The organism is Kocuria sp. CPCC 205258, from assembly GCF_040981005.1.
Taxonomy (GTDB): Bacteria; Actinomycetota; Actinomycetes; order Actinomycetales; family Micrococcaceae; genus Kocuria; species Kocuria rosea.
Genome location: NZ_JAVKPS010000014.1, coordinates 62,214 through 82,146, shown reverse-complemented (window position 1 = coordinate 82,146; position 19,933 = coordinate 62,214). Strand labels below are relative to the sequence as shown.

Genomic DNA, 19,933 nt, shown 5'->3' with positions numbered 1-19,933 from the left:
TAAGACCCGCAGCGCCGATGGTACTGCACCCGGAAGGGTGTGGGAGAGTAGGACACCGCCGGACCACACCAAGGGTCGAGCCCCCGCACCACACGGTGCGGGGGCTCCCCGCATTTAACACCCTCCGTCCTCGTTGTATCCCCTCCGACCACGGCTTATGGTCGAGGACCAGGACCCGGTGACGACGAGGAGGAGCCGTGCGACGGAGCAGGCTGATGACAGCAGTGATCGGAACGACCGCCCTGGTGCTCGCCGGTTGTGGCGGAGGCGGTGGCGACAGCACCGTGGTCGAGGAGACATCGGCCGCCCCGGAGGCGGCTGCCGGCTCCCGCGCCGTCCTCCGGGGCGCCGAGGGCGCGGAGGTCGGCAGCGTCAGCTTCTCGGAGGTCGCCGCCGGCACGGAGGTCGTGGCCGAGGTGCAGGGGCTCGAGCCCGGCTTCTACGGACTGCACGTGCACGCGACCGGTCTCTGCGAGCCCGACAGCGCGGCACCGGGGGACCCCGGCACCACGGGTGCGTTCCTCTCCGCGGGCGGCCACCTCGGGAGCGAGGACGCCGAGCACCCCGACCACCGGGGCGACCTCCCCGACCTTCTGGTGACGGAGGAGGGGACGGGCTTCCTCACGACGGTCACCGACCGCTTCGGTGTCCAGGACCTCGTGGCCGACGACGACGGCAGCGCCGTGATGGTCCACTCGGGCCCCGACAACCAGGCCAACGTCCCGGAGCGCTACGCCCCCGACGGCCCCGACGAGGCCACGCTGGGCACGGGCGACGCCGGCTCGCGGCTGGCCTGCGGCGTCGTCGAATGACCGCGGGCCGTCCCGGCCGCGTGTGAGACCCGGCCCTGCGGCGGCGTCCTTCGCTACCCTGAAAGCGTTCCTGCCGTACGCCCGAGAGAGGGGTCTCCCACCATGCCCGACGTCAGTCCCGCCACCGCCCGGATCAACGGGGTCACCATGACCTACACGGACCGGGGGGAGGGGCCGGTGCTGCTCCTGCTGCACGGTCACGCCTACGACCGCAGCATGTGGACCCGCCAGGTCGAGGTGTTCGCCGACCGCGGCTGGCGCGTGATCACCCCCGACCTGCGCGGCTTCGGCGGGTCCGAGGTCACCGAGGGGATCGTCTACACCGAGGAGTTCGCGGACGACGTCGCCGCGCTGCTCGAGCACCTGGCCGTCGACCGGGCAGTGGTGGTCGGGTTCTCGATGTCCGGCCAGATCGCCATGGAGCTCCTCCACCGGCACCCCGACCGGGTCCGGGCGCTGGTCGTCAACGACACCGTCCCCGAGGCGGAGGACGCCGCCGGCAGGCGGCGCCGCCACGTCGCCGCGGACGCCATGCTGACCGGCGGCATGGAGACCTACGGCCGCAACGTCCTGGGCAAGATGGTCGCCGAGTCGACGGTGGAGACCCGACCCGAGGTCGCGGCCGAGGTGCTGGCCATGCTCCAGAACGCTCCCGCGAAGGGGGCGGCCGCGGCCATGCGCGGGCGCGCCGAGCGCCGGGACTTCACCGAGCTGCTCCGTGGCGTCCGCATCCCCGTGCTCGTCGTGGTGGGCGCGGACGACGCCTTCGACGGCGGCGCCGGCCGGCGGATGGCCGAGCTGGCCCCCGGGGCGGAGCTCGTCGTCGTCGACGGCGCCGGGCACACCCCCAACCTCGAGCAGCCCGCCGCGTTCGACGACGCCCTGGAGAACTTCCTGCACCGTCTCGACGCCTGAGCGCGGTCACCCCGCGGCGGTACGCTCCTGCACCCCGTGCCCCTCGGCGGTCCCTCCGTCACGGGGGCGCGGGGTGTCCTGTTCTCCCACAGAGAAGCCGTTGTCCTCCCGACCGCATCATCAGTATGCTGTCCAGATCAGTGCACGACGAGAGGAAGTGGAGCATGGCCGAGACGAACAGCGGCAACCCGGAGAACGCCGACCGCGAGACGGTGGACCAGCTCGCGTTCCAGAACCCCGTGACGCGATACCCCGTCCTGTCGCCCCCGGAGCAGGACCAGCCCGAGCCGGGCCTGGACGTCGAGCTCGAGCCCAGGACCGACCGCGGGGAGCTCTCCTACCGGGGGACCGGCCGCCTGGAGGGGCGCAAGGCCCTGATCACCGGGGCGGACTCGGGCATCGGCGCGGCCGTCGCCATCGCGTTCGCCAAGGAGGGCGCCGACGTCGCCCTGAACTACCTCCCGGACGAGGAGCCCGACGCGCAGGTGGTCAAGGCCGCCGTCGAGAAGGCCGGTCGCACGGCCGTCCTCCTCCCCGGGGACCTGACCGACAAGGACTTCTGCGCGGCCCTGGTGGAGAACGCCGTGGACGGGCTGGGCGGGCTCGACATCCTCGTCAACAACGCCGGCAAGCAGGTGGCGGTCGAGAGCCTCGAGGACCTCAGCGACGAGCAGCTGGTCGACACCTTCACCGTCAACATCGTGGCGATGTTCCGGATCACCAAGGCGGCGCTGCGGCATCTGCCCGCGGGCTCCTCCATCATCAACACGACGTCGATCCAGGCGTACCAGCCGTCGCCGGACCTCCTCGACTACGCGTCGACCAAGGCGGCGATCAACAACTTCACCAAGGGCCTCGGCCAGCAGCTGGCACCCAAGGGCATCCGCGTCAACGCGGTGGCGCCGGGACCCTTCTGGACGCCGCTCCAGGTCTCGGACGGACAGCCGAAGGACGCGCTGCCCGAGTTCGGGCAGTCGACGCCCCTCGGCAGGGCCGGCCAGCCCACGGAGCTGGCCCCCGCCTACGTGTTCCTCGCCTCCTCGGAGTCGAGCTACGTCATCGGCGAGACCCTCAACGTCAACGGCGGCAGCCCGTCGCCGTGAGGACGCGCCGATCCGGCGAAGGGCTTGGCTCCGTGGAGCCTTCGCCCTAGGCTAGAACCAGCCCGCACCATCAGTGGACTTATGAAATGTTCCAGAAAGGCGGAATCATGACCACCAACCCCTATGACCCGACCCCCTACGACGCCGGCTCGAGCCACGCGGCCGACACCGGCACCTCGTCCAAGAAGGACGTCGCGGCGGAGCAGGGCAAGGCCGAGGCGGACCAGCTGAAGCACGAGGCCGCCGGCTCCGGCCAGCGCGTCAAGGAGACGGCGAAGGAGCAGGCCGGAGCCGTCAAGCAGGAGGCCACCGCCCAGGCGCAGAACCTCCTCGGCCAGCTCCGGAGCGACCTCAGGGACCAGGTGGCCCCCCAGCAGGAGCGCATCGCCTCGAGCGTCCGCTCCGTCAGCGACGAGATCAACGCCCTGTCCCGCGGTGAGAAGCCCGAGACGGACTTCGTCACGGGTCTGCTCGGCAGCGTCTCCGGGCGCGTCGACTCCATGGCCTCCTCCTTGGAGAACAAGGACGCCCAGGACCTGCTGCAGGACGTCCGCCGGTTCGCGGCCCGCCGCCCCGGGACCTTCCTGGCCCTCGCCGCCGGCATCGGGCTTCTCGCCGGCCGCGCCACCCGCGGCGTCAAGGACAGCGACGAGATCGCGACCGACCGCCAGGGCGCCAAGGAGTACTTCGGCGTCTCCGGCCGGCAGGACCAGGGCACTCAGGGCGGGACGGGCGTCGCCACCGGCGCCGTCTACGACCAGGGCTACGACCGCAACCTCACGGCGACCGAGACCTCGGGCTACACCCCGGCCGACCCCTACGCCTACCGCTCCGACGAGCAGGGCGAGGCGGCCCGCACCTACACCGACCGCGTGCCCGGCACCGTCTACCCGGACCAGGAGGGCGACCGTCGATGAGCCATCCCATTCCCCCCTCGGACGCCGAGGACAGGGCGGAGCACGAGTCGCTCGGTGAGATGTTCAAGTCGCTGAGCACCAACCTCTCCACCCTCATCCAGCAGGAGATCGCGCTCGCCAAGGCCGAGACGACGCAGGCGGTGCAGGAGGCCAAGCAGTCCGCCAAGGACACGGGCAAGGGCGCCGGCATGCTCGCCGGGGCCGGCGTGGCCGGTCACTTCGTCCTGCTCTTCCTGTCCCTCGCACTCATGTGGGGACTCAGCAACCTCGTGGGCCTGGCCTGGTCCTCGGTCATCGTGGCCGTGCTCTGGGCCGTCATCGCCGGCATCCTCGCCGCGATGGGCAAGAAGAACCTCAACGAGGGCAAGCGGGAGATGACCGAGGCGACCCAGGATCCGCTGCCCCTCACCCGCGAGACCGTCTCCGAGATCCCGGACACCGTGAAGCCCTCCAAGAAGGAGAACCGATGAGCCAGCAGAACCCCGAACAGATCCGCGCCGACATCGAGGCCACCCGCGCTCGGCTCGGCTCCGACGTCGACGCCGTCGCGGAGAAGGTGACGCCCGAGCGCGTCGTCGAGCGGCAGAAGGACAAGGTCCGCGGCAAGGTCCAGGACACCGTGCACGGAGTGAGGGAGCGAGTCATGGGTTCTTCCGACGACGAGTTCACGGTGGGCGGCTACTCCACCGGTGACGTCAGGGACGAGGCGGCGTACCGCGCCGACCAGGCCCGCGGCGCCGTGCAGAACGCCCCGGCCACGGCCAAGGCGAAGACCCGGGGCAATCCGCTGGCCGCCGGTCTGATCGCCCTCGGCGCCGGCTGGCTCGTCGGCTCGTTGCTGCCCTCCACGCAGAAGGAGCAGGAGCTCGTCGCCGACGCGGCGGACCGGGTGCAGCCCCACGCCCAGCACGCGGTCGAGTCCGCGAAGAGCGCCGCGCAGGAGGTCGCCCAGGACCTCAAGGAGCCGGCCCAGGAGGCCGCGCAGTCCGTCAAGGAGACCGCGCAGTCGGGCGCCCAGGAGGTCAAGCAGCAGGGCCAGGGCGAGGCCCAGCACCTGAAGTCCTCCGCCCAGGACTCGGCGCAGTCCGTCAAGGACGAGACGAAGAACGCCTGACCCGCGTCCGGCCGCACCCCGGCCGGGAGCCGGTGACGCACCGGGCACGACGAGGCCCCCGGACCGACGGTCCGGGGGCCTCGTCGTGCCCGGGGAGCGGTCAGCGGGCCCGGGCGGCCTGCCCGAGGAGCCCCGGGAAGTAGCCGGAGAGGTAGCCGCGCTCGGTCGGGTGCAGGTTGTGGTCGCCGGCGTCGGGGCCGAAGAGGATCCACGGGTCCGCCGAGCCGACGCCGTGGCCGCGGAAGCGGTCGGTGACGTCCACGAAGACGGCGCCCTCCTCCTCCACGCCGGCCGCGAGAGCCGCGTTGAGCTCGTCGGTCCAGTCGTTGAGCTGGGCGGCCCGCTCGGCGGAGATCAGCGGGCTGTCCGCGCGGTCGTCGAAGAGGTGCGGATAGCCCAGCACCACGATGCGCGCGTCCGATGCCGCGTCGACGGCCGCGACGGTCTTGCCCGCGGAGGCGGCGGCGGACGCGATGAGCGCGGGGGCCTCCGCGAGCTTGGCGTCGCACGGCGCCGGACCGTAGGCGGCCTCGGCGGGGGCGCTGCACGCCTCGATGAACCCGCCCCACCCGATGTCGTTGCCCCCCAGGGTCAGTGTCACCAGGTCGGCCGAGTCGAGGGCGTCGGCGACCGGCTCCGTGGAGACGAGCTTCCGCACCTCGTGCGTCTCGTAGCCGGCGCACGCCGCGTCCAGGGTCACCTCGATCCGGGGGTGCGAGTCCAGCTTGTCGACGTGGTCCCGTCCCGTGCCCTGGACGCAGCCGGGCACGCCCTCGACCGCCTGGAGCCCGCCCGTGCCGAAGGCCGCGGAGTAGGAGTCGCCGAGGTTGACGACCTCGACGGTGCGCGGGGCCGCGGCGGCAGGGGAGGCGGCCGCGCCCGAGAGGGCGAGCGCCGCGGCCAGGGCGGTGACGGTGCGTCGGGCAGTGACTGAGGACATGGCGGGGACCTTTCGGGGGGCGGTGGCGCCTCCCGGGGGCGGCGCCGTGACGGCGGACGCCGGTGACTCACTGAATTTACAGTCGCGACGCCGCGGAGGGAAGGTCTGTCCCGGCGTCCTGACCCCAGGCCCCGGCCAGGAGTTCGAGGGAGCGCAGCACCTGCTCCTGGGTGGGGGACGCGGGGGCGATCATGAGCTCGTCGGCGTCCGCCGTGGCCGCGAAGTCCTCCAGGGCGGACCGAACCTCGTCGCCCGTGCCCGCGGCCGACCAGTGCAGCATGTGCAGGATCTGCTGCCCGGCGGGGCTGTCCATCACCATGTCCAGCTCGGCCTCGCTCAGCTCGCGGCCGCGGCCCACCATGGCGCGCACCCGTTCGCGCCGGGCGGTCACGAGCTGCTCGGCGGCGTCCTCGGCGGTGTCCGCGGCGATGACGTTGACGGCCGCGACGACGTACGGCTCCGCGAGCTGCTCGGAGGGACGGAACCCGGCGCGGTAGGCGGCCACGGCGTCCACGAGCGCGTCGGGGGCGAAGTGGGAGGCGAAGGCGTAGGGCAGTCCGTAGGCGGCGGCGAGCTGGGCGCCGAACAGCGAGGAGCCCAGGATCGTGAGGGGCACGTCCGTCCCGGCGCCCGGCACGGCGCTGACGCCCGGGACGATCGAGCGGCCGCTGAGATAGCCCTGCAGCTCGCGGACGTCCTGCGGGAACTGCTCGGCCGCGGAGGGGTCCCGGCGCATGGCCCGCACCGTCCGCAGGTCCGTGCCGGGGGCCCGGCCCAGGCCCAGGTCGATCCGTCCGGGGTGCAGCTCGGCGAGCGTGCCGAACTGCTCCGCGATCACGAGGGGGGAGTGGTTGGGCAGCATGACGCCGCCCGCGCCCAGGCGGACGGTGGAGGTGTGCGCGGCGACGTGGGCGATCAGCACGGCCGGGGCCGAGGAAGCGATCGTGGGCATGTTGTGGTGCTCCGAGTACCAGACCCGCAGGTACCCCAGGCGCTCGGCGTGCTGGGCGAGGCGCACGGAGTCGGCGAAGCTCTCGCCCACGGACGCGCCCTTGCGGACGGTGGCGAAGTCGATGACGGACAGGGGCAGCGGCACGGCGGACCTTTCACGGTGATCGGGAGACCCTCCACGCTACTCCTCTCCGCCCGGGACCGCCGTGGCGGGGCGCACACCGGTGCCGCCGCCCGCGGTGCCGGTGCGCGGTGTCGGCGGTCGCGGCTACGCTCGGCAGCATGATCGACCCCTCGACCCCGTTCTCGGCGCCCGAGCTGTTCGAGCTGCCCCGGGAGCGCGCGGAGATCGCCCCCGGCGCCGTCCACGTGCCGGGGTGGCTCGGGCCCGAGGAGCAGCGGGACCTGGTGCTCCGCTGCCGGGAGTGGGCCGTGGGCCCGGTGCCCATGCGGCACATGGTGCTCCCGGGCGGCGGCCGGATGTCGGTGCGCTCCACGACCCTGGGCTGGGACTGGGCGCCCTACCGCTATCTTCGCACCGGGGAGCGCAAGCGGGCACCGGACATGCCCCCGTGGCTGACCGAGCTGGGCCGCCGGGCCGCCCGGGAGGCCTACGGCCCCGGCAGCCCGGACGCGCAGGACTACCGGCCGGACACCGCCCTGGTGAACTTCTACGACGCGGACGCCCGGATGGGCATGCACCAGGACAGGGACGAGGCCTCCGCCGCGCCGATCGTCTCCCTCTCGCTCGGGGACACCTGCGTCTTCCGCTTCGGGAACACGCAGACCCGCTCGGCGCCGTACCGGGACGTGGAGCTGCGCAGCGGCGACCTCTTCGTCTTCGGCGGACCCTCCCGCTACGCGTTCCACGGGGTGCCGCGCATCCGCCCCGGCACGGGGGCGGCCGCGCTGGGCATGAAGGGCGGGCGGCTGAACCTGACCCTCCGGATGACGGGACGGTCCCGGCCGGAGCGCTGAGTCCCCGTGCCAGACTGGCGGGATGGAGCTCCCCGATCCCGCACCGGCCCACCTGATCGACCCGGCGGCGCCGGACGCCGAGGACGTCGGCGCCTACCGCCTGCTCGCCGCGGACATCGCCTCCGGCGTGGCGGTCGTGGCCGCCCGGCACCGGCGGCGGGACGTCGCCGCGACCGTGACCGGGTTCCTCGACGTCTCCTACGACCCGCCCACCATGCTCGTGAGCCTCTTCGAGGAGGGGCGGATCTGCGACGCGGTGGAGTCCTCCGGCGCGTGGACGCTCTCCGTGCTGCGCCGGGACCAGGAGGGCATCGCCAACTGGCTCGCGAGCCCCGGCAATCCGGTCGAGGGCCTGCTGGACGGCGTGCCCTTCCGGCGCGCGCCGCGCTCGGGGGCGCCCGTCCTGGACGGGGCGCTCGCGTGGTTCGAGCTCTCCACCGTGGCCGTGCACACCGCCGCGACGCACCGGGTCGTCGTCGGCGAGGTGACCGCGATGGGCCGCGGGGTCGCGGAGGCCCAGGCCGACGACCCGCTGGTGCACTACGCCCGCGGCTACCGGGGCCTGACCCGGTGACCCGGGGGCGCCGGACACGACGACGGCCCCCGTGCAAGACTGTGACGTCGGGTTTCTCCCGCCCCGTCAGCGGCGGAATCGATTGACTTCCGCTCCGGTTCCGGACGTAGCGTGGACCGGTGGGGCCGCCCGGCGGCACCGTTCCCACGGCTCTCCACGGAAGGACACTCATGGCGGCCCAGCACCACGAACGCCGGCCTCGTCGGGGGCACGACGACGACGCGCCGGCCGGCGGCGCACCGGAGCAGAGCCCTGCGCGGACGCCCGAGCGGACGGCGGAGGAGCCGCGGCTGAGCGCGGTCCCGCGGCCCGGCCCCCCGGCCGAGCGCGCGGCCGCGTCGGTCGCCGACCTCGAGGTCCCGGCAGACCACCTCCAGGACCTCGAGCACGTGGGCGAGGCGTTCAAGGCGGCCTTCGCCCACCACCCCGCGGGGGTCGCGATCATCACCGCGCGGGGCCCCGAGGGGCCGGTGGGCCTGACGGCGTCCTCGGTGTCCTCCGTGTCGGCCGTGCCGCCGATCCTCGGCTTCTCCCTGCAGGCCCGTCAGGGCTCGGCCGCGCTGCTGGCCGAGGCCGACTCCTTCCTGGTGCACCTGCTGGACGCCGAGAACCTCGACCTCGCCCGGTCCTTCGCCGTCTCCGGGGCGCCGCGCTTCGGGGCGGACATGCCCTGGGAGTACCTGGAGACGGGGGAGCCCCGGCTGCTCAACGTCGCCCGGGTCCTGCGCGCGGTCCCGCTGGCCCGGATCAAGGCCGGGCCCGCCCTCGTGTTCAACGCCGCCGTGGTCGACGTCCTCGGCCACGAGGGCACGGGCGTCCCCCTCGTCTACCACCGCCGCCGGTTCCACGAGCTCAACGACCGCTCCGCCCTGGACCCCGAGGCCTGAGCACCCGGAGACGGGCCCCGAAGTCCCGGAAGAACTTCGGACTTTGTTGTTGACACATCACCAAGGTGCTCCTAGAGTAGTTGACGAAGCAACAACCTGCTCGCCACCGATCCCCAAGGAGAACACCATGTCCCAGCTCAACGGTCTCGTCCCCGGTTCCTGGACCTTCGACCCCGCCCACTCCGAGGTCGGCTTCACCGTCCGCCACGCCGGCATCTCCAAGGTGCGCGGCACCTTCGGCGAGGTCGACGCGCAGCTCGAGGTCACCGACCCGGTCGAGAGCTCGACCCTGAACGCCACGGTCCAGATGGCGAGCATCGACACCAAGAACGCCGACCGCGACGCCCACGTGCGCAGCGCCGACTTCTTCGCGGTCGAGGAGCACCCCACGATGACCTTCACCTCGACCGCCGTGGCCTTCGACGGCGAGGAGGGCACGATCACCGGTGAGCTGACCATCAAGGACGTGACCCGCACCGTCGAGCTCGCCACCGACTTCAGCGGCGTGGTCGTCGACGCCTTCGGCGTGACCCGCGCCGGCTTCTCCGCCGAGACCACCATCTCCCGCAAGGACTTCGGCATCACCTGGAACGCCGCGATGGAGGCCGGCGGGGTCCTCGTCTCCGACAAGGTCGTCATCAGCCTCGACGTGGCGTTCACCGCGCCGCAGAACGACCCCGAGGAGACCGTCGAGGGCCAGGAGGCCGTCTCGGCCCAGGCCTGATCCCCGACGGGCGCGCACGGGAGCGGCCCGCACCCCTGCAGGGGTGCGGGCCGCTCCCGTGCGCGCCGTGACCGGTGCCGCGGGCCGGTGCGGCTAGCGGAGCTGCTGCACCAGGAACCAGATCGCGGGACCCGCGACCAGCAGCAGCAGCGCCCACCGGCGCAGCCGCACCTCGAACGTGGCGGCGTTGAACCGCCGCCCGTCCTTCGGCCGGGACTCGGCGATCTCGTCTTCGAGCGGCTTGGGGGAGGGCTCCTGCGACTCCTCGTGCGGGTCCTGGTGCGGGTCCTGGTGCGGGTCCTCGGGGCCGGTGCCGGCAGGGGGCACCGAGGTCACCGCCACTTCGTGGTCATGATCAGCCCCACCATCATCAGGGCCAGGCCCACCCCGATGTTCCACGTGCCGATCCCGGGCACGGGATAGGTGCCCTGGAAGAGGTAGTAGACGATGAGCCACAGCAGCCCGGCCACCAGCAGGCCCAGCATGATGGCCTTGTACCAGGTGGGCGTCGGGGCGTGGGTCTCCGGGGAGCCGTGCCGGGAGCGCTCGGTGAGCTCCTGCGCCACCGCGTTCGCGGCGGCCTCCGGGTCGAACGCGGTGGAGCCGCCGGGCAGCCCCTCCGCCGCCAGCCGCGCCAGCTCCGCGTCGACGGGCGGGGCGGCGGCCGGCGTCGACCGTCCGGAGCCGCCCGGACGGCGGGCCGGCTTCTTGCGGCGGTTCTTGGACTCGGGCACTGATCCTCCTGATCACCAAGCGGGCCGTCTTCACGGCGGGGGGTCCGGTGCACCAGTCTAGCCGCCCGGTGCGCGCCCTCCTGCGGACGCGTAAGCTGGACGGGCGCACGCGCCGAGAGGCACCCCACTCCCAGGAGATCCTGTGACCGTCAAGATCCTCGTCGTGGACAACTACGACAGCTTCGTCTACACCCTCGTCGGCTACCTCGAGCAGCTCGGTGCGAAGACCACGGTCATCCGCAACGACGACCTCGACGAGACCGCCGCGTGCGCGCTCGCCGACGAGCACCAGGGCGTCCTCCTCTCGCCCGGCCCGGGCGCTCCCGCCGACGCCGGCGTGTGCACCGCCCTGATCCGCCACGCCGAGCGGACGGGGCAGCCGCTGCTCGGCGTCTGCCTCGGCCACCAGGCCCTCGCGGAGGCGTACGGGGGGACCGTCACCCACGCCGAGGAGCTCATGCACGGGAAGACCTCCCGGGTGGAGCACAACGGCACGAGCGTCTTCGGCGCCGTGCCCAGTCCGTTCACCGCGACCCGCTACCACTCGCTCGCCGTCGTGGACCAGTCCGTGCCCGACGTCCTCGAGGTCACCGCCCGCACCCCGAACGGGGTGATCATGGGGCTGCGCCACAAGAGCGCCCCGCTGCACGGGCTGCAGTTCCACCCGGAGTCCGTCCTCACCGAGGGCGGCTACCTCATGCTCGGCAACTGGCTCGAGCTCGTGGGGCTCAAGGGCGCGGCGCGGGCCGCCATGTCGCTGTCCCCGCTGATCACCGTCTGACCCTCGGCCGCCGGCCCGGACGTCAGCCGCGCCGGGGCCCTCGGTCCGCGCCCTGCTCGAGCGCTTCGCGGGCCCGGTCGGCCGCCTGCTCGGGGATCCCGTCCTGCTCGTCGTCGTCGCGCGCCTCGGTCTCGGGGGAGTCCTCCGGGGACGTCTCGGCGGAGTCGTCCGGGGTGTTGCCGGGCTCGGACTCCTCCTCCTCCGGTGCGGCGGTCTCCTCGGCCTCCTCCTCGTCCTCGGTCGCCTCCGGGGACGGCGACGGGGTGGGCGAGGGGCTCGGCTCCGGAGCGGGCTCGGGCTCCGGGGCGACCGCCACGGTGAGCGTGATCGTCGAGCCCTGCGGCGCGGACTGTCCGGCGTCGACGCTCTGGTCCACGACCTGCCCGGCGGGCACTCCGGCCCGGGGGGTGGTGACGACCTCGGACGAGAGGCGGACCGCGTCCGCGCCGAGGGCCGCGACCGCCTCCTGCCGGCTCAGGCCCACGAGCTGCGGCACGGTCACCCGCCCCGTGGACAGCACGAGCTGCACCTCCGAGCCGCTCGGAACGGTGGTCCCGCCGGCCGGGTCGGTGGCGACCAGCATCCCCTGGGGCACCCACGGGCTGTTCGCCGTGCGGGTCGCCCCGGCCTTGAGCCCGGCGGCCTCCAGGGCGTCCCGCACGTCCTCCTCGGACCGGCCCGCGAGGTCGTCGGGGACCTCCACCTCGGCGGGCCCCCGCGAGACCGCGAGGACCACGGCGGAGCCCTCCTCGACCTGCGTGTCGGCCGTGGGATCGGTGCCCACGGCGTCGCCCTCGGGCACCTCGTCGTCGAAGACCTCCTCGCGCTGCGGCACGAGCTCCGCGTTGCGCAGCGCCGTCTCGGCCACCGCCGCGTCCATCCCCGCCACGTAGGGGACGGCGACGAGCGCGGGTCCGCCGCGCTGGTCCTGGACCCACTGGAGGGCCACGACCCCGAGGACGGCGAGGACCGCGAGGGCGAGCAGGCCGATCAGCGCCGCGCGCAGCGGTCGCCGTCGGCGGTCCCGCGCAGGGGTCGAGCCGCTGCCGGGGTCGTCCGCCGGCACCGGCGCCGCGGCGACCGCCGTGCCCGCCGCCGTCGGCGGGGCGGCCGCCCCGGCGGGCACGGGCACGGGCACGGGCGGGAGGGTCTTGGTGTCCTCGTCCCGCTGCCGCACCGCGTGCAGGGGCTGGGTGGCGTCCAGGTCCCCCGGCACCGCGGGGCGCAGCTCGCGCAGCGCCCGGCGCATCTGCCCGGCGTCCTGGAAGCGGGCGGAGCGGTCCTTGGCGAGGGCCTTCGCCAGGAAGTCGTCGACGCGCCCGCCGAGCCGGGGGTCCAGCTCGGAGGGTGCGGGGGGATGGTCCCGGACGTGCTGGGCGGCGATGTCCACCGAGGACCCGCCCACGAACGGCGCCCGCCCCGTGAGCATCTCGAAGAGCACGCACGCGGCGGAGTAGAGGTCGGAGCGGGCGTCCACGGACTCGCCCCGGGCCTGCTCCGGGGACAGGTACTGCGCGGTGCCGAGGACGGCCTGGGCCTGGGTCAGGGCCGGCGAGGTGTCCTCCACGGCCCGGGCGATGCCGAAGTCCATGACCTTGATCTGCCGCTCGGGGGTGACGATCACGTTGGCGGGCTTGATGTCCCGGTGGACGATGCCGGCCCGGTGGCTGTACTCCAGGGCGTCGAGGATGCCCAGGGTGATGTCCACGGCCTCCTGGGGCGTCACGGCGTTCTCGTGGATCAGCTCCCGCAGGGTCCGGCCGGGCACGTACTCCATCACGATGAACGGCCGGTCCACGCCCTCGTCGGTCGTCGCGAGGATCTCGCCCGTGTCGTAGACCGAGACGATGGAGTGGTGGTTCAGGGCGGCCACGGACTGGGCCTCGCGCTTGAACCGCTCGTGGAAGGTGCCGTCCCGGGCCAGTTCGGGGCGCAGCACCTTGATGGCCACCCGCCGGCCCAGCCGCAGGTCCCGCCCCAGGTGGACGGTGGCCATCCCGCCGCGGCCGATGGTCTCGCCCACCTCGTAGCGGTCGTTGATGAGGGAGGGGACGGGGTTCCGGCCCGGCACGGCTCAACCCTCCTGGCCGGGCCCGGTCGGTGTCGCGGTGGGCGAGGGCGATCCGGTGGTGGGGGCGGTGGTGGTCTCGGGCGCCGCGGCGACCCACATCTCGATGGTGTCGCCGGGGCGGACGGTGGACCCGCCCAGGGGCTGGGTGCGCAGCACGGTCCCGGGCTCGGCGTCCTCGGTGGTCTCGTCGTAGCGGATGATGTTCACGCCCAGGAGCCGGATCTCGTCGATCAGCGGGTCGGCCGGGCGGCCGACCATCCCGGAGGGCAGCTCCACGGTGTCCGGGCCGGTCGAGTAGACCACCGTGATGGTGGTGCTCCGCGCCACCTGGCCCACGGGGTTCAGGGACAGGACGGTGTTCTGCTCCTCGTCGGCGGTGCGGCCTTGCCGCTCCACGGGGAAGCCCAGGTCGGAGAGCTCCTGCACCACCTCGTCCACCGGCCGGCCCTCGTAGCGGGCGGCGAGGACCTCCACGGTGTCCGCGCCGGGCTGCTCCGCCGCCGGGGGCGTCGGCTCGCCGGGCACCGTGGAGGTCGAGACGGTGCCCGTGGGGGAGGGCTCCTGGCTCACGGGCGCCGGCTCGCGCAGCAGGAAGAACCACAGCAGCCCCGCCACGAGGAGCAACACCAGGAGCACCGGCAGCAGCCAGGCCCACACCGAGCGGCGCTCCCGGCGCTCCTCGGGACGGGCCGGACCGGTGCCGGAGTCCTCCCCGGAGTCCTCCGGGCCGTCGACGACGTCCAGCTCGGCGGTGATGGGCCGTGGTCCTCCGGCGGCGGCGGCACCGGTCGCCGCGGCGGCCGCGGTGCGGTCCCGGTCCAGCACCTGCGTCGGCTCGTCGCGCACGGGCTCGAACGCCTGGGTGGCGTCGTCGTCGGGCAGGTCGAGGAAGGGGCGCATCCCGGGGACGGCCGCGACCGCCGCGTCCTCGTCCCCGCGGCGGATGGCGTCCACGGCGGTGGCCAGGGCGCCGGCCGTGGCCGGGCGGTCCTTGGGGTCCTTCGCCAGCATCGACATCAGCAGCGCCCGCACGGTCTCGGGCACGCTGTCCTTCAGCGGCGGCGGCGGGTCGTTGACCTGCGCGAGGGCGATCGCGATCTGCGACTCCCCGGTGAACGGGCGGCGCCCGGCCAGGCACTCGTAGCCGATGATGCCCAGCGAGTAGATGTCCGAGGACCCCGTGGCGGTCTGACCCGTGGCCTGTTCGGGCGCGAGGTACTGGGCGGTGCCCATGACCTGCCCGGTGGCGGTGAGGGGCACCTGGTCCGCGAGACGGGCGATGCCGAAGTCCGTGACCTTCACCCGGTTGTCCGGAGTGATGATGAGGTTGCCGGGCTTCACGTCGCGGTGCACCAGGCCCTGGGCGTGCGCGGCCGCCAGCGCCCGTGCGGTCTGCCCGATGTAGTTGAGCACGGTGTCGGGGGCGAGCGTCTTCTGCCGCTCGATGATGTTGGACAGCGGCTCGCCCGGGACCAGCTCCATCACGAGGAAGGCGGAGCCCTCCTCCTCGCCGTAGTCGAAGACGTTGGCCACCCCGGGGTGGTTCAGGAGCGCGGTGTGCCGGGCCTCGGCGCGGAAGCGCTGCAGGAAGTTCGGGTCCCCGTTGTACTCCTCCTTGAGGATCTTCACGGCCACGATCCGGCCCAGGACCCGGTCCTTGGCCTTCCACACCTCGCCCATGCCGCCGATCGCGATCCGATCGGTCAGTGCGTAGCGCCCGCCCAGGACGGTGCTCGACGATGGTCTCACTTGTTCAACACCGCCTCGAAGAGTCGCTTGGCACCGGGACTGGTCAGGGAGGCGCCCGTCGCCACGTCCACGTCCTCGAAGACGACGGCGAGGGCCACCTGGGGGTCGTCGGCCGGCGCAAAGCCCGTGAACCAGGAGTCGTTGAGGCCTTCGTCCGAGCCGATCTCGGCGGTGCCCGTCTTCCCGGCCACCTCGACCCCCGGAACGGCCGCGCCGCGGGCGATGCCGTCCTCGACGACCTGCACCATCAGGTCCGAGACGGTCCCGGCGACGTCCGCGCTCGTGGAACGGCGCAGCTGCTCCGGGTTGAGCTCCTCGATCACGGACAGGTCGGCGGAGCGCACCGTGCGCACGAGCTGGGGCTTCATCTGCACGCCGTTGTTGGCGATCGTGGCGCTCATCATGGCCACCTGCAGGGGCGTGGTGCGCACGTCGTACTGGCCGATCGAGGACAGCGCGAGCTGGGCCTCGTTGAGCTCCTCGGGGAACACCGACGGGGTCACCTTGAGCGGCACCGAGAGGGGCTCCCCGTAGCCGAAGTTCCGGGCGGTCTCCCGGATCGCGTCCTCCCCGAGGTCCAGGGCGATCGAGGCGAACGGCGTGTTGCATGACTGCTCGAGCGCGAACTCCAGGTCCGCCTCCGCACGGGCGGTGCAGCCGCCGCCCACGTAGTTGGGCAGGGTCACGTCGGTGGCGGGCAGGGGCAGCTCCTGGGGGTTCGGGATCAGGGTCTCCGTGGTGTAGTCCCCGGACTCGAGGGCGGCCACGGTGTCGATGATCTTGAACGTCGAGGCGGGGGCGTAGAGGTCACCGGCGACGGCCCGGTTGACGAGGGGTGCGTCGGGATCCGCGTTGAGCCGTTCCGCGGCGGCGATCACGGAGCCCGAGTCGTGCGAGGCCAGCTCGTTGGGGTCGTAGCCCGGGGTGGAGACCATGGCGAGGATCGCGCCCGTCTCCGGATCGAGGGCCACGATCGAGCCCTTCCGGCCCTCGAGCACCTCGGCCGCGGTCTGCTGCAGCACCGGGTCGATGGTGAGCTCGACCGACGCGCCCGTGGGCTGGTTCCCGGAGAACATGGAGACCACGCGGTCGTAGAACTGCTCGTCGGAGGCGCCGGAGAGCTCCTCGCCGAGGGCCGCCTCGAGCCCGGTGGCGCCGTAGACGAGGGAGAAGTAGCCCGTGAGGTGCCCGTACGTCAGCGGGTCCGAGTAGACGCGCTGGTACTCGAAGTCGTCCTCCGAGGGCACGGAGGACGCCTTCGGGTCCCCGTCCACGAGGATCGCCCCGCGGTCCGCGCCGAACTGGTCGTAGAGGCTGCGGTTGTTCCACGGGTGCGCCTCGAGGCTGCGCGCCGCGACGAACTGCACGTAGGTCAGCGCGAGGAGCAGCACGGTGAAGATCGCCACGCCGGCCACCCAGGTGTGTCGGATCGCCCGGTTCACGATGCTCCTCCGTTCTCGGTGCTCCGGGACCCGCCGGGGCCCCTGCGGTCCTTGTCGGTGAGGCGGGACATCGCCTCGGTGGGGGTGCCGCCGTGGTGGTCCGCGTCCTCGGCGTCCCGGTGCCCGTCGAGGCCCGCGGCGGCGATCGGCTCGGTGGCGGCGGTGTCGGCGGGCACCGCCGGGCCGCGGGCGGTGTCGGCCCCGGTGCCCCGCCGTCCGGCGGCGCGGTCCTCCCCGTCCGACTGCCCCGCGTCCTGCTCGGGCCCGTCCGGATCCGTCCCGGGTCGGCGGTCCCGGCGGCGTCCCGGGCGCTCGGCGCGCTCCTGCTCGTCGCGCCGCGCCGCCTCGCGCAGCGCGGCCTCGTGGGCGGCGATCTCGGCGAGGTCGGCCTCGGTGGCAGGACCGGTGACCACGGGCCGGCGGGCCGTGTGGGAGATCGCCAGGATGATCGCCGCGATGATCCAGTTGGACAGCAGCGAGGAGCCTCCCGCGGACATGAACGGGGTGGTCAGCCCGGTCAGGGGGATGAGCCGGGTGACCCCGCCCACCACCACGAACAGCTGCAGCACGATGACCGCGGACAGCCCCGCCGCCAGCAGCTTGCCGAAGGAGTCACGGGTGCCCAGGGCGGCCCGGAAGCCCCGGGTGACGAACAGGAAGAACAGCACGAGCACGGCGCTCAGGCCGATGAGCCCCAGCTCCTCGCCGAACGCGGTCATGATCATGTCCGAGTTGGCGTAGGAGACGAGGTCCGGCCGGCCCTGGCCGAGCCCCTGCCCGAAGAGCCCGCCGGAGGAGAGCCCGAACAGGCCCTGGACGATCTGCCCGGAGCCGCCCGGGGCCCGGTTGTACACCTCCGGGTCGAACGCGTTGAGCCAGGAGTCCAGGCGCGCCGCCACGTGGCCGAAGGTCTGGCTCGCGAAGAACCCTCCGACGGCCACGAGCAGCAGCCCGATGACGATCCAGCTGAGCCGGCTCGTGGCGAGGTAGATCATGGCCAGGAAGAGGCCGAAGAACAGGATCGCGGAGCCGAGGTCCCGCTGGAACACCAGAACGCCGATCGCGATGATCCACGCCGCGAACATCGGCGCCATGTCCCGGAACCGCGGCAGGCGCACGGGGCCGATCTTCTTGCCGGCCAGCAGGATGAGGTCCCGGTTGGTCGAGAGGTAGCCGGCGAAGAAGACGGCCAGGGTGATCTTGGCGACCTCCCCGGGCTGGAAGGTGCGCCCGCCCACCGAGATCCAGATCCGGGCGCCGTTGAGCTCCAGGCCGAGACCGGGGAGGAGGGGCAGGAGCAGCAGCAGCCCGCTGAGCACCAGGCAGATGTAGGTGATCCGCCGCAGCACCCGGTGGTCCTTGAGGAACCAGAGCACCAGGCAGGCGGCGGTCATGGCGAAGGCCGTCCACACCACCTGGGAGCCCGCGGCCGTCTGGTCCGTGGTGAGGTCGATCCGGTGGATCATGGCGATGCCCAGTCCGTTGAGGGCCACCACGATCGGCAGGACGTAGGGGTCCGCGTACTTGGCCCGCAGCCGCAGCACCACGTGCAGGACCAGCGCGCCGATGCCCAGGACCAGCCCGGAGACGAGGAGGTGCGGGTCCCCCGAGCCCAGCTGGTCGGGGTCCACGAGGACGTTCGCGCCCACGCCGATGCCCACGGCGAGCACGAGCAGGAGCAGCTCGGTGAGCCGCCGCGGCTTCTGGCGGGGCTCGGCCTGCTCCTCCTGGGGGGACATCGCGGCGGGGGCGCTCATCCGTCACCACCGGGAGAGGCCGCCGGCGAGGGGGTGGGGGAGGCGGTGGCCCGCTGGACGGTGCCCGTCGGGCGCGGCTCCGGGCCGGGAGTCTCCTCGGGCACGGACTCGCGCAGCTCGCCCACGATCCGCTCCGCCTCCTCGAGGCTGCCGGCGGGGATGGCGTTGCGGACCCGTTCCTGGGCGAAGCCCGGGAGGTCCTCGACCCGCAGGTCCGTGGCGCGCTCGAGGTCGCTGAGGCTCACGGGCCCCAGCGACTGCGAGACGCCGTTGTAGATCGCCACGTTGCCCTGCTGCTCGCCGACGTAGTACTGCGAGCTGATCCAGCCGCTCGTCAGCCAGCCCCCGGCCACGAGCAGCAGCCCTGCCGTGGCCAGCGCGAGCACGGCCACGGCGCGCCGGTGGCGGCGCCGGCGCGGGGACGGGACGGTGGCGTCGGCCCGGTGCAGCGCCGACTCGACGTCCCGCGGATCGGCCAGCGTGTCCGGGGCGGAGGTCTGCAGGAGGGTCGCGCGGCGCTCCAGGACGCTGTCGCTCACGGTGGGGATGCGCCCGGTCTGGGTGGCGTTGGCGGCGGCGCCCACCAGCAGGTGGGGGCGCGCGGCGAGGTCGCGGCGCAGCGCGGCCGCCGAGGACTCGGCCTCGGCGGTCCCCGGCGTCCCGGCGTCCCCGGTGATCTCGTCCGAGGTGCGGGCGAACTCCGGGTCCGGGACGGCGCCGCGGGCCTCGCCGGCCTGCGGCACGGGGGCGGTGTCGTCGGTCTCGAAGACCTGGACGACCACCACGGTCACGTTGTCGGGGGCCCCGCGGTCCAGGGTCAGCTCCACGAGCGTGTCCACAATCTGGTTGAGGTCGTCGGTGGAGCCCAGCACCGAGTGGATGGTCTCCGGGCGGACCACGGCGTTGAGCCCGTCGGAGCACAGCAGCCAGCGCTCGCCGCGCTCCGGGCGGAGGGTCTCCACGTCGATCTCGGGGGAGGCGTCGACGTCCCCGAGCACGCGCATGAGGACGTTCTTGTGCGGGTGGGACTCGGCCTCGTCCGGGCGCAGCCGGCCCTCGTCGATGAGCCGCTGGACGAAGGTGTGGTCCTTGGTGACCTGGCGGAACTCGTCGCCCCGCAGCCGGTACGCGCGGGAGTCCCCGATGTGGGCCACGACGAGCTCGTCCTGGTCCGCGAGCAGGGCCGTGACGGTGGTGCCCATGCCGCCCAGGCGGGCGTTGCCCAGGACCAGCTTGGCGAGGTTCTGGTTGGCGTTCTGGATCTCGTCCGTGAGCACGGTGGCGCCGTCGCCGTGGTGGTCCGGGCGGTCGAGGCTCGTGAGGTCCATGACCGCGGAGGCCGAGGCGACGTCCCCGCCCACGTGCCCGCCCATGCCGTCGGCGACCACGGCGAGGTGACGGCCCGCGTAGGCGGAGTCGTCGTTCTTCGAGCGGACCCGGCCCACGTCGGAGCGCGCGGCGTAGCGGAAGGCGATCGCCATGCG

20 protein-coding genes are annotated in these 19,933 nt (G+C 73.4%); 11 read left to right on the top strand and 9 right to left on the bottom strand.

The features are described 5' to 3' along the window. The first annotated feature begins 215 nt into the window (after nt 1-215). The 6 genes from RF644_RS17315 to RF644_RS17290 all read left to right on the top strand — a co-directional run bounded on the left by RF644_RS17315 (nt 216) and on the right by RF644_RS17290 (nt 4,861). The gene (locus tag RF644_RS17315) at nt 216-812 is read left to right on the top strand and encodes a superoxide dismutase family protein (protein WP_368797427.1); all 597 of its coding nucleotides are present in this window, start codon (nt 216-218) and stop codon (nt 810-812) included. Between the two features lie 102 nt (nt 813-914). Then, nucleotides 915-1,727: an alpha/beta fold hydrolase gene (locus RF644_RS17310; RefSeq protein WP_368797426.1), complete on the top strand. Its 813-nt coding sequence runs from the start codon at nt 915-917 to the stop codon at nt 1,725-1,727. A gap of 164 nt (nt 1,728-1,891) precedes the next feature. Next, the gene (locus RF644_RS17305) at nt 1,892-2,830 is read left to right on the top strand and encodes an SDR family oxidoreductase (protein WP_368797425.1); all 939 of its coding nucleotides are present in this window, start codon (nt 1,892-1,894) and stop codon (nt 2,828-2,830) included. A 107-nt stretch (nt 2,831-2,937) separates the two neighbouring features. Then, complete coding sequence (locus RF644_RS17300) at nt 2,938-3,747, top strand: hypothetical protein (RefSeq protein WP_368797424.1); 810 nt, start codon at nt 2,938-2,940, stop codon at nt 3,745-3,747. Continuing rightward, nucleotides 3,744-4,217, top strand: a complete 474-nt coding sequence (locus tag RF644_RS17295; RefSeq protein ID WP_017834106.1) for a phage holin family protein — start codon at nt 3,744-3,746, stop codon at nt 4,215-4,217. Before RF644_RS17300 ends, RF644_RS17295 begins: the two co-directional genes overlap by 4 nt. Further along, nucleotides 4,214-4,861 carry a DUF3618 domain-containing protein gene (locus tag RF644_RS17290; protein WP_035930488.1) on the top strand — a complete coding sequence of 216 codons (648 nt, stop codon included), beginning with the start codon at nt 4,214-4,216 and terminating at the stop codon, nt 4,859-4,861. The genes RF644_RS17295 and RF644_RS17290 overlap by 4 nt, the downstream gene beginning before the upstream one ends. 100 nt (nt 4,862-4,961) lie before the next feature. Here RF644_RS17290 and RF644_RS17285 read toward each other — a convergent pair whose 3' ends face one another. Then, entirely contained in the window at nt 4,962-5,801 is an 840-nt protein-coding gene (locus tag RF644_RS17285; protein ID WP_368797423.1) for a GDSL-type esterase/lipase family protein, read from the bottom strand. 76 nt (nt 5,802-5,877) lie between these two features. Further along, nucleotides 5,878-6,897 carry an LLM class flavin-dependent oxidoreductase gene (locus RF644_RS17280; RefSeq protein WP_368797422.1) on the bottom strand — a complete coding sequence of 340 codons (1,020 nt, stop codon included), beginning with the start codon at nt 6,895-6,897 and terminating at the stop codon, nt 5,878-5,880. 137 nt (nt 6,898-7,034) lie between these two features. On the opposite strand from RF644_RS17280, the gene RF644_RS17275 reads away from it, so the two are divergent. The 4 genes from RF644_RS17275 to RF644_RS17260 all read left to right on the top strand — a co-directional run bounded on the left by RF644_RS17275 (nt 7,035) and on the right by RF644_RS17260 (nt 9,915). Beyond that, entirely contained in the window at nt 7,035-7,730 is a 696-nt protein-coding gene (locus RF644_RS17275; RefSeq protein ID WP_109222291.1) for an alpha-ketoglutarate-dependent dioxygenase AlkB, read from the top strand. Nucleotides 7,731-7,752: 22 nt separating this feature from the next. After that, nucleotides 7,753-8,304 carry a flavin reductase family protein gene (locus tag RF644_RS17270; RefSeq protein ID WP_035930494.1) on the top strand — a complete coding sequence of 184 codons (552 nt, stop codon included), beginning with the start codon at nt 7,753-7,755 and terminating at the stop codon, nt 8,302-8,304. Between the two features lie 170 nt (nt 8,305-8,474). Next, the gene (locus RF644_RS17265; RefSeq protein ID WP_368797421.1) at nt 8,475-9,191 is read left to right on the top strand and encodes a flavin reductase family protein; all 717 of its coding nucleotides are present in this window, start codon (nt 8,475-8,477) and stop codon (nt 9,189-9,191) included. 127 nt (nt 9,192-9,318) lie between these two features. Continuing rightward, complete coding sequence (locus RF644_RS17260; RefSeq protein ID WP_095651328.1) at nt 9,319-9,915, top strand: YceI family protein; 597 nt, start codon at nt 9,319-9,321, stop codon at nt 9,913-9,915. A 93-nt stretch (nt 9,916-10,008) separates the two neighbouring features. Here RF644_RS17260 and RF644_RS17255 read toward each other — a convergent pair whose 3' ends face one another. Next, nucleotides 10,009-10,251: a hypothetical protein gene (locus tag RF644_RS17255; protein ID WP_368797420.1), complete on the bottom strand. Its 243-nt coding sequence runs from the start codon at nt 10,249-10,251 to the stop codon at nt 10,009-10,011. Further along, the gene (locus RF644_RS17250; protein ID WP_017834097.1) at nt 10,248-10,649 is read right to left on the bottom strand and encodes a cell division protein CrgA; all 402 of its coding nucleotides are present in this window, start codon (nt 10,647-10,649) and stop codon (nt 10,248-10,250) included. Before RF644_RS17250 ends, RF644_RS17255 begins: the two co-directional genes overlap by 4 nt. 142 nt (nt 10,650-10,791) lie before the next feature. Here RF644_RS17250 and RF644_RS17245 point away from each other — a divergent pair, with 142 nt between their 5' ends. Continuing rightward, nucleotides 10,792-11,430: an aminodeoxychorismate/anthranilate synthase component II gene (locus RF644_RS17245; RefSeq protein WP_368797419.1), complete on the top strand. Its 639-nt coding sequence runs from the start codon at nt 10,792-10,794 to the stop codon at nt 11,428-11,430. Nucleotides 11,431-11,452: 22 nt separating this feature from the next. Here the strand turns inward: RF644_RS17245 and pknB are convergent, their stop codons facing one another. From pknB to RF644_RS17220, 5 genes are read right to left on the bottom strand one after another with little or no spacing between them, the layout of a single operon-like run. Next, nucleotides 11,453-13,501: a Stk1 family PASTA domain-containing Ser/Thr kinase gene (gene pknB, locus RF644_RS17240; protein ID WP_368797418.1), complete on the bottom strand. Its 2,049-nt coding sequence runs from the start codon at nt 13,499-13,501 to the stop codon at nt 11,453-11,455. A 3-nt stretch (nt 13,502-13,504) separates the two neighbouring features. Next, nucleotides 13,505-15,250 (bottom strand): protein kinase, encoded by a 1,746-nt coding sequence (locus RF644_RS17235; protein WP_368797417.1) that lies wholly within the window; start codon nt 15,248-15,250, stop codon nt 13,505-13,507. After that, a complete protein-coding gene (locus tag RF644_RS17230) occupies nt 15,247-16,692 on the bottom strand; it encodes a peptidoglycan D,D-transpeptidase FtsI family protein (protein ID WP_368797416.1) in 1,446 nt (481 codons plus the stop codon). The genes RF644_RS17235 and RF644_RS17230 overlap by 4 nt, the downstream gene beginning before the upstream one ends. Next, entirely contained in the window at nt 16,689-18,449 is a 1,761-nt protein-coding gene (locus RF644_RS17225; protein WP_368797415.1) for an FtsW/RodA/SpoVE family cell cycle protein, read from the bottom strand. Before RF644_RS17225 ends, RF644_RS17230 begins: the two co-directional genes overlap by 4 nt. Next, nucleotides 18,446-19,930, bottom strand: a complete 1,485-nt coding sequence (locus RF644_RS17220; protein ID WP_368797414.1) for a protein phosphatase 2C domain-containing protein — start codon at nt 19,928-19,930, stop codon at nt 18,446-18,448. Before RF644_RS17220 ends, RF644_RS17225 begins: the two co-directional genes overlap by 4 nt. Between the last annotated feature and the right edge of the window lie 3 nt (nt 19,931-19,933).

Excerpts from the sequence above, each read along its gene's own strand:
- RF644_RS17285 (WP_368797423.1), bottom strand. The coding sequence starts at position 5,801 with ATGTCCTCAGTCACTGCCCGACGCACCGTCACCGCCCTGGCCGCGGCG.
- RF644_RS17275 (WP_109222291.1), top strand. The coding sequence starts at position 7,035 with ATGATCGACCCCTCGACCCCGTTCTCGGCGCCCGAGCTGTTCGAGCTG.
- RF644_RS17310 (WP_368797426.1), top strand. The coding sequence starts at position 915 with ATGCCCGACGTCAGTCCCGCCACCGCCCGGATCAACGGGGTCACCATG.
- RF644_RS17270 (WP_035930494.1), top strand. The coding sequence starts at position 7,753 with ATGGAGCTCCCCGATCCCGCACCGGCCCACCTGATCGACCCGGCGGCG.
- RF644_RS17225 (WP_368797415.1), bottom strand. The coding sequence starts at position 18,449 with ATGAGCGCCCCCGCCGCGATGTCCCCCCAGGAGGAGCAGGCCGAGCCC.
- RF644_RS17290 (WP_035930488.1), top strand. The coding sequence starts at position 4,214 with ATGAGCCAGCAGAACCCCGAACAGATCCGCGCCGACATCGAGGCCACC.
- RF644_RS17260 (WP_095651328.1), top strand. The coding sequence starts at position 9,319 with ATGTCCCAGCTCAACGGTCTCGTCCCCGGTTCCTGGACCTTCGACCCC.
- RF644_RS17220 (WP_368797414.1), bottom strand. The coding sequence starts at position 19,930 with ATGGCGATCGCCTTCCGCTACGCCGCGCGCTCCGACGTGGGCCGGGTC.
- RF644_RS17305 (WP_368797425.1), top strand. The coding sequence starts at position 1,892 with ATGGCCGAGACGAACAGCGGCAACCCGGAGAACGCCGACCGCGAGACG.
- RF644_RS17265 (WP_368797421.1), top strand. The coding sequence starts at position 8,475 with ATGGCGGCCCAGCACCACGAACGCCGGCCTCGTCGGGGGCACGACGAC.
- RF644_RS17300 (WP_368797424.1), top strand. The coding sequence starts at position 2,938 with ATGACCACCAACCCCTATGACCCGACCCCCTACGACGCCGGCTCGAGC.
- RF644_RS17295 (WP_017834106.1), top strand. The coding sequence starts at position 3,744 with ATGAGCCATCCCATTCCCCCCTCGGACGCCGAGGACAGGGCGGAGCAC.
- RF644_RS17315 (WP_368797427.1), top strand. The coding sequence starts at position 216 with ATGACAGCAGTGATCGGAACGACCGCCCTGGTGCTCGCCGGTTGTGGC.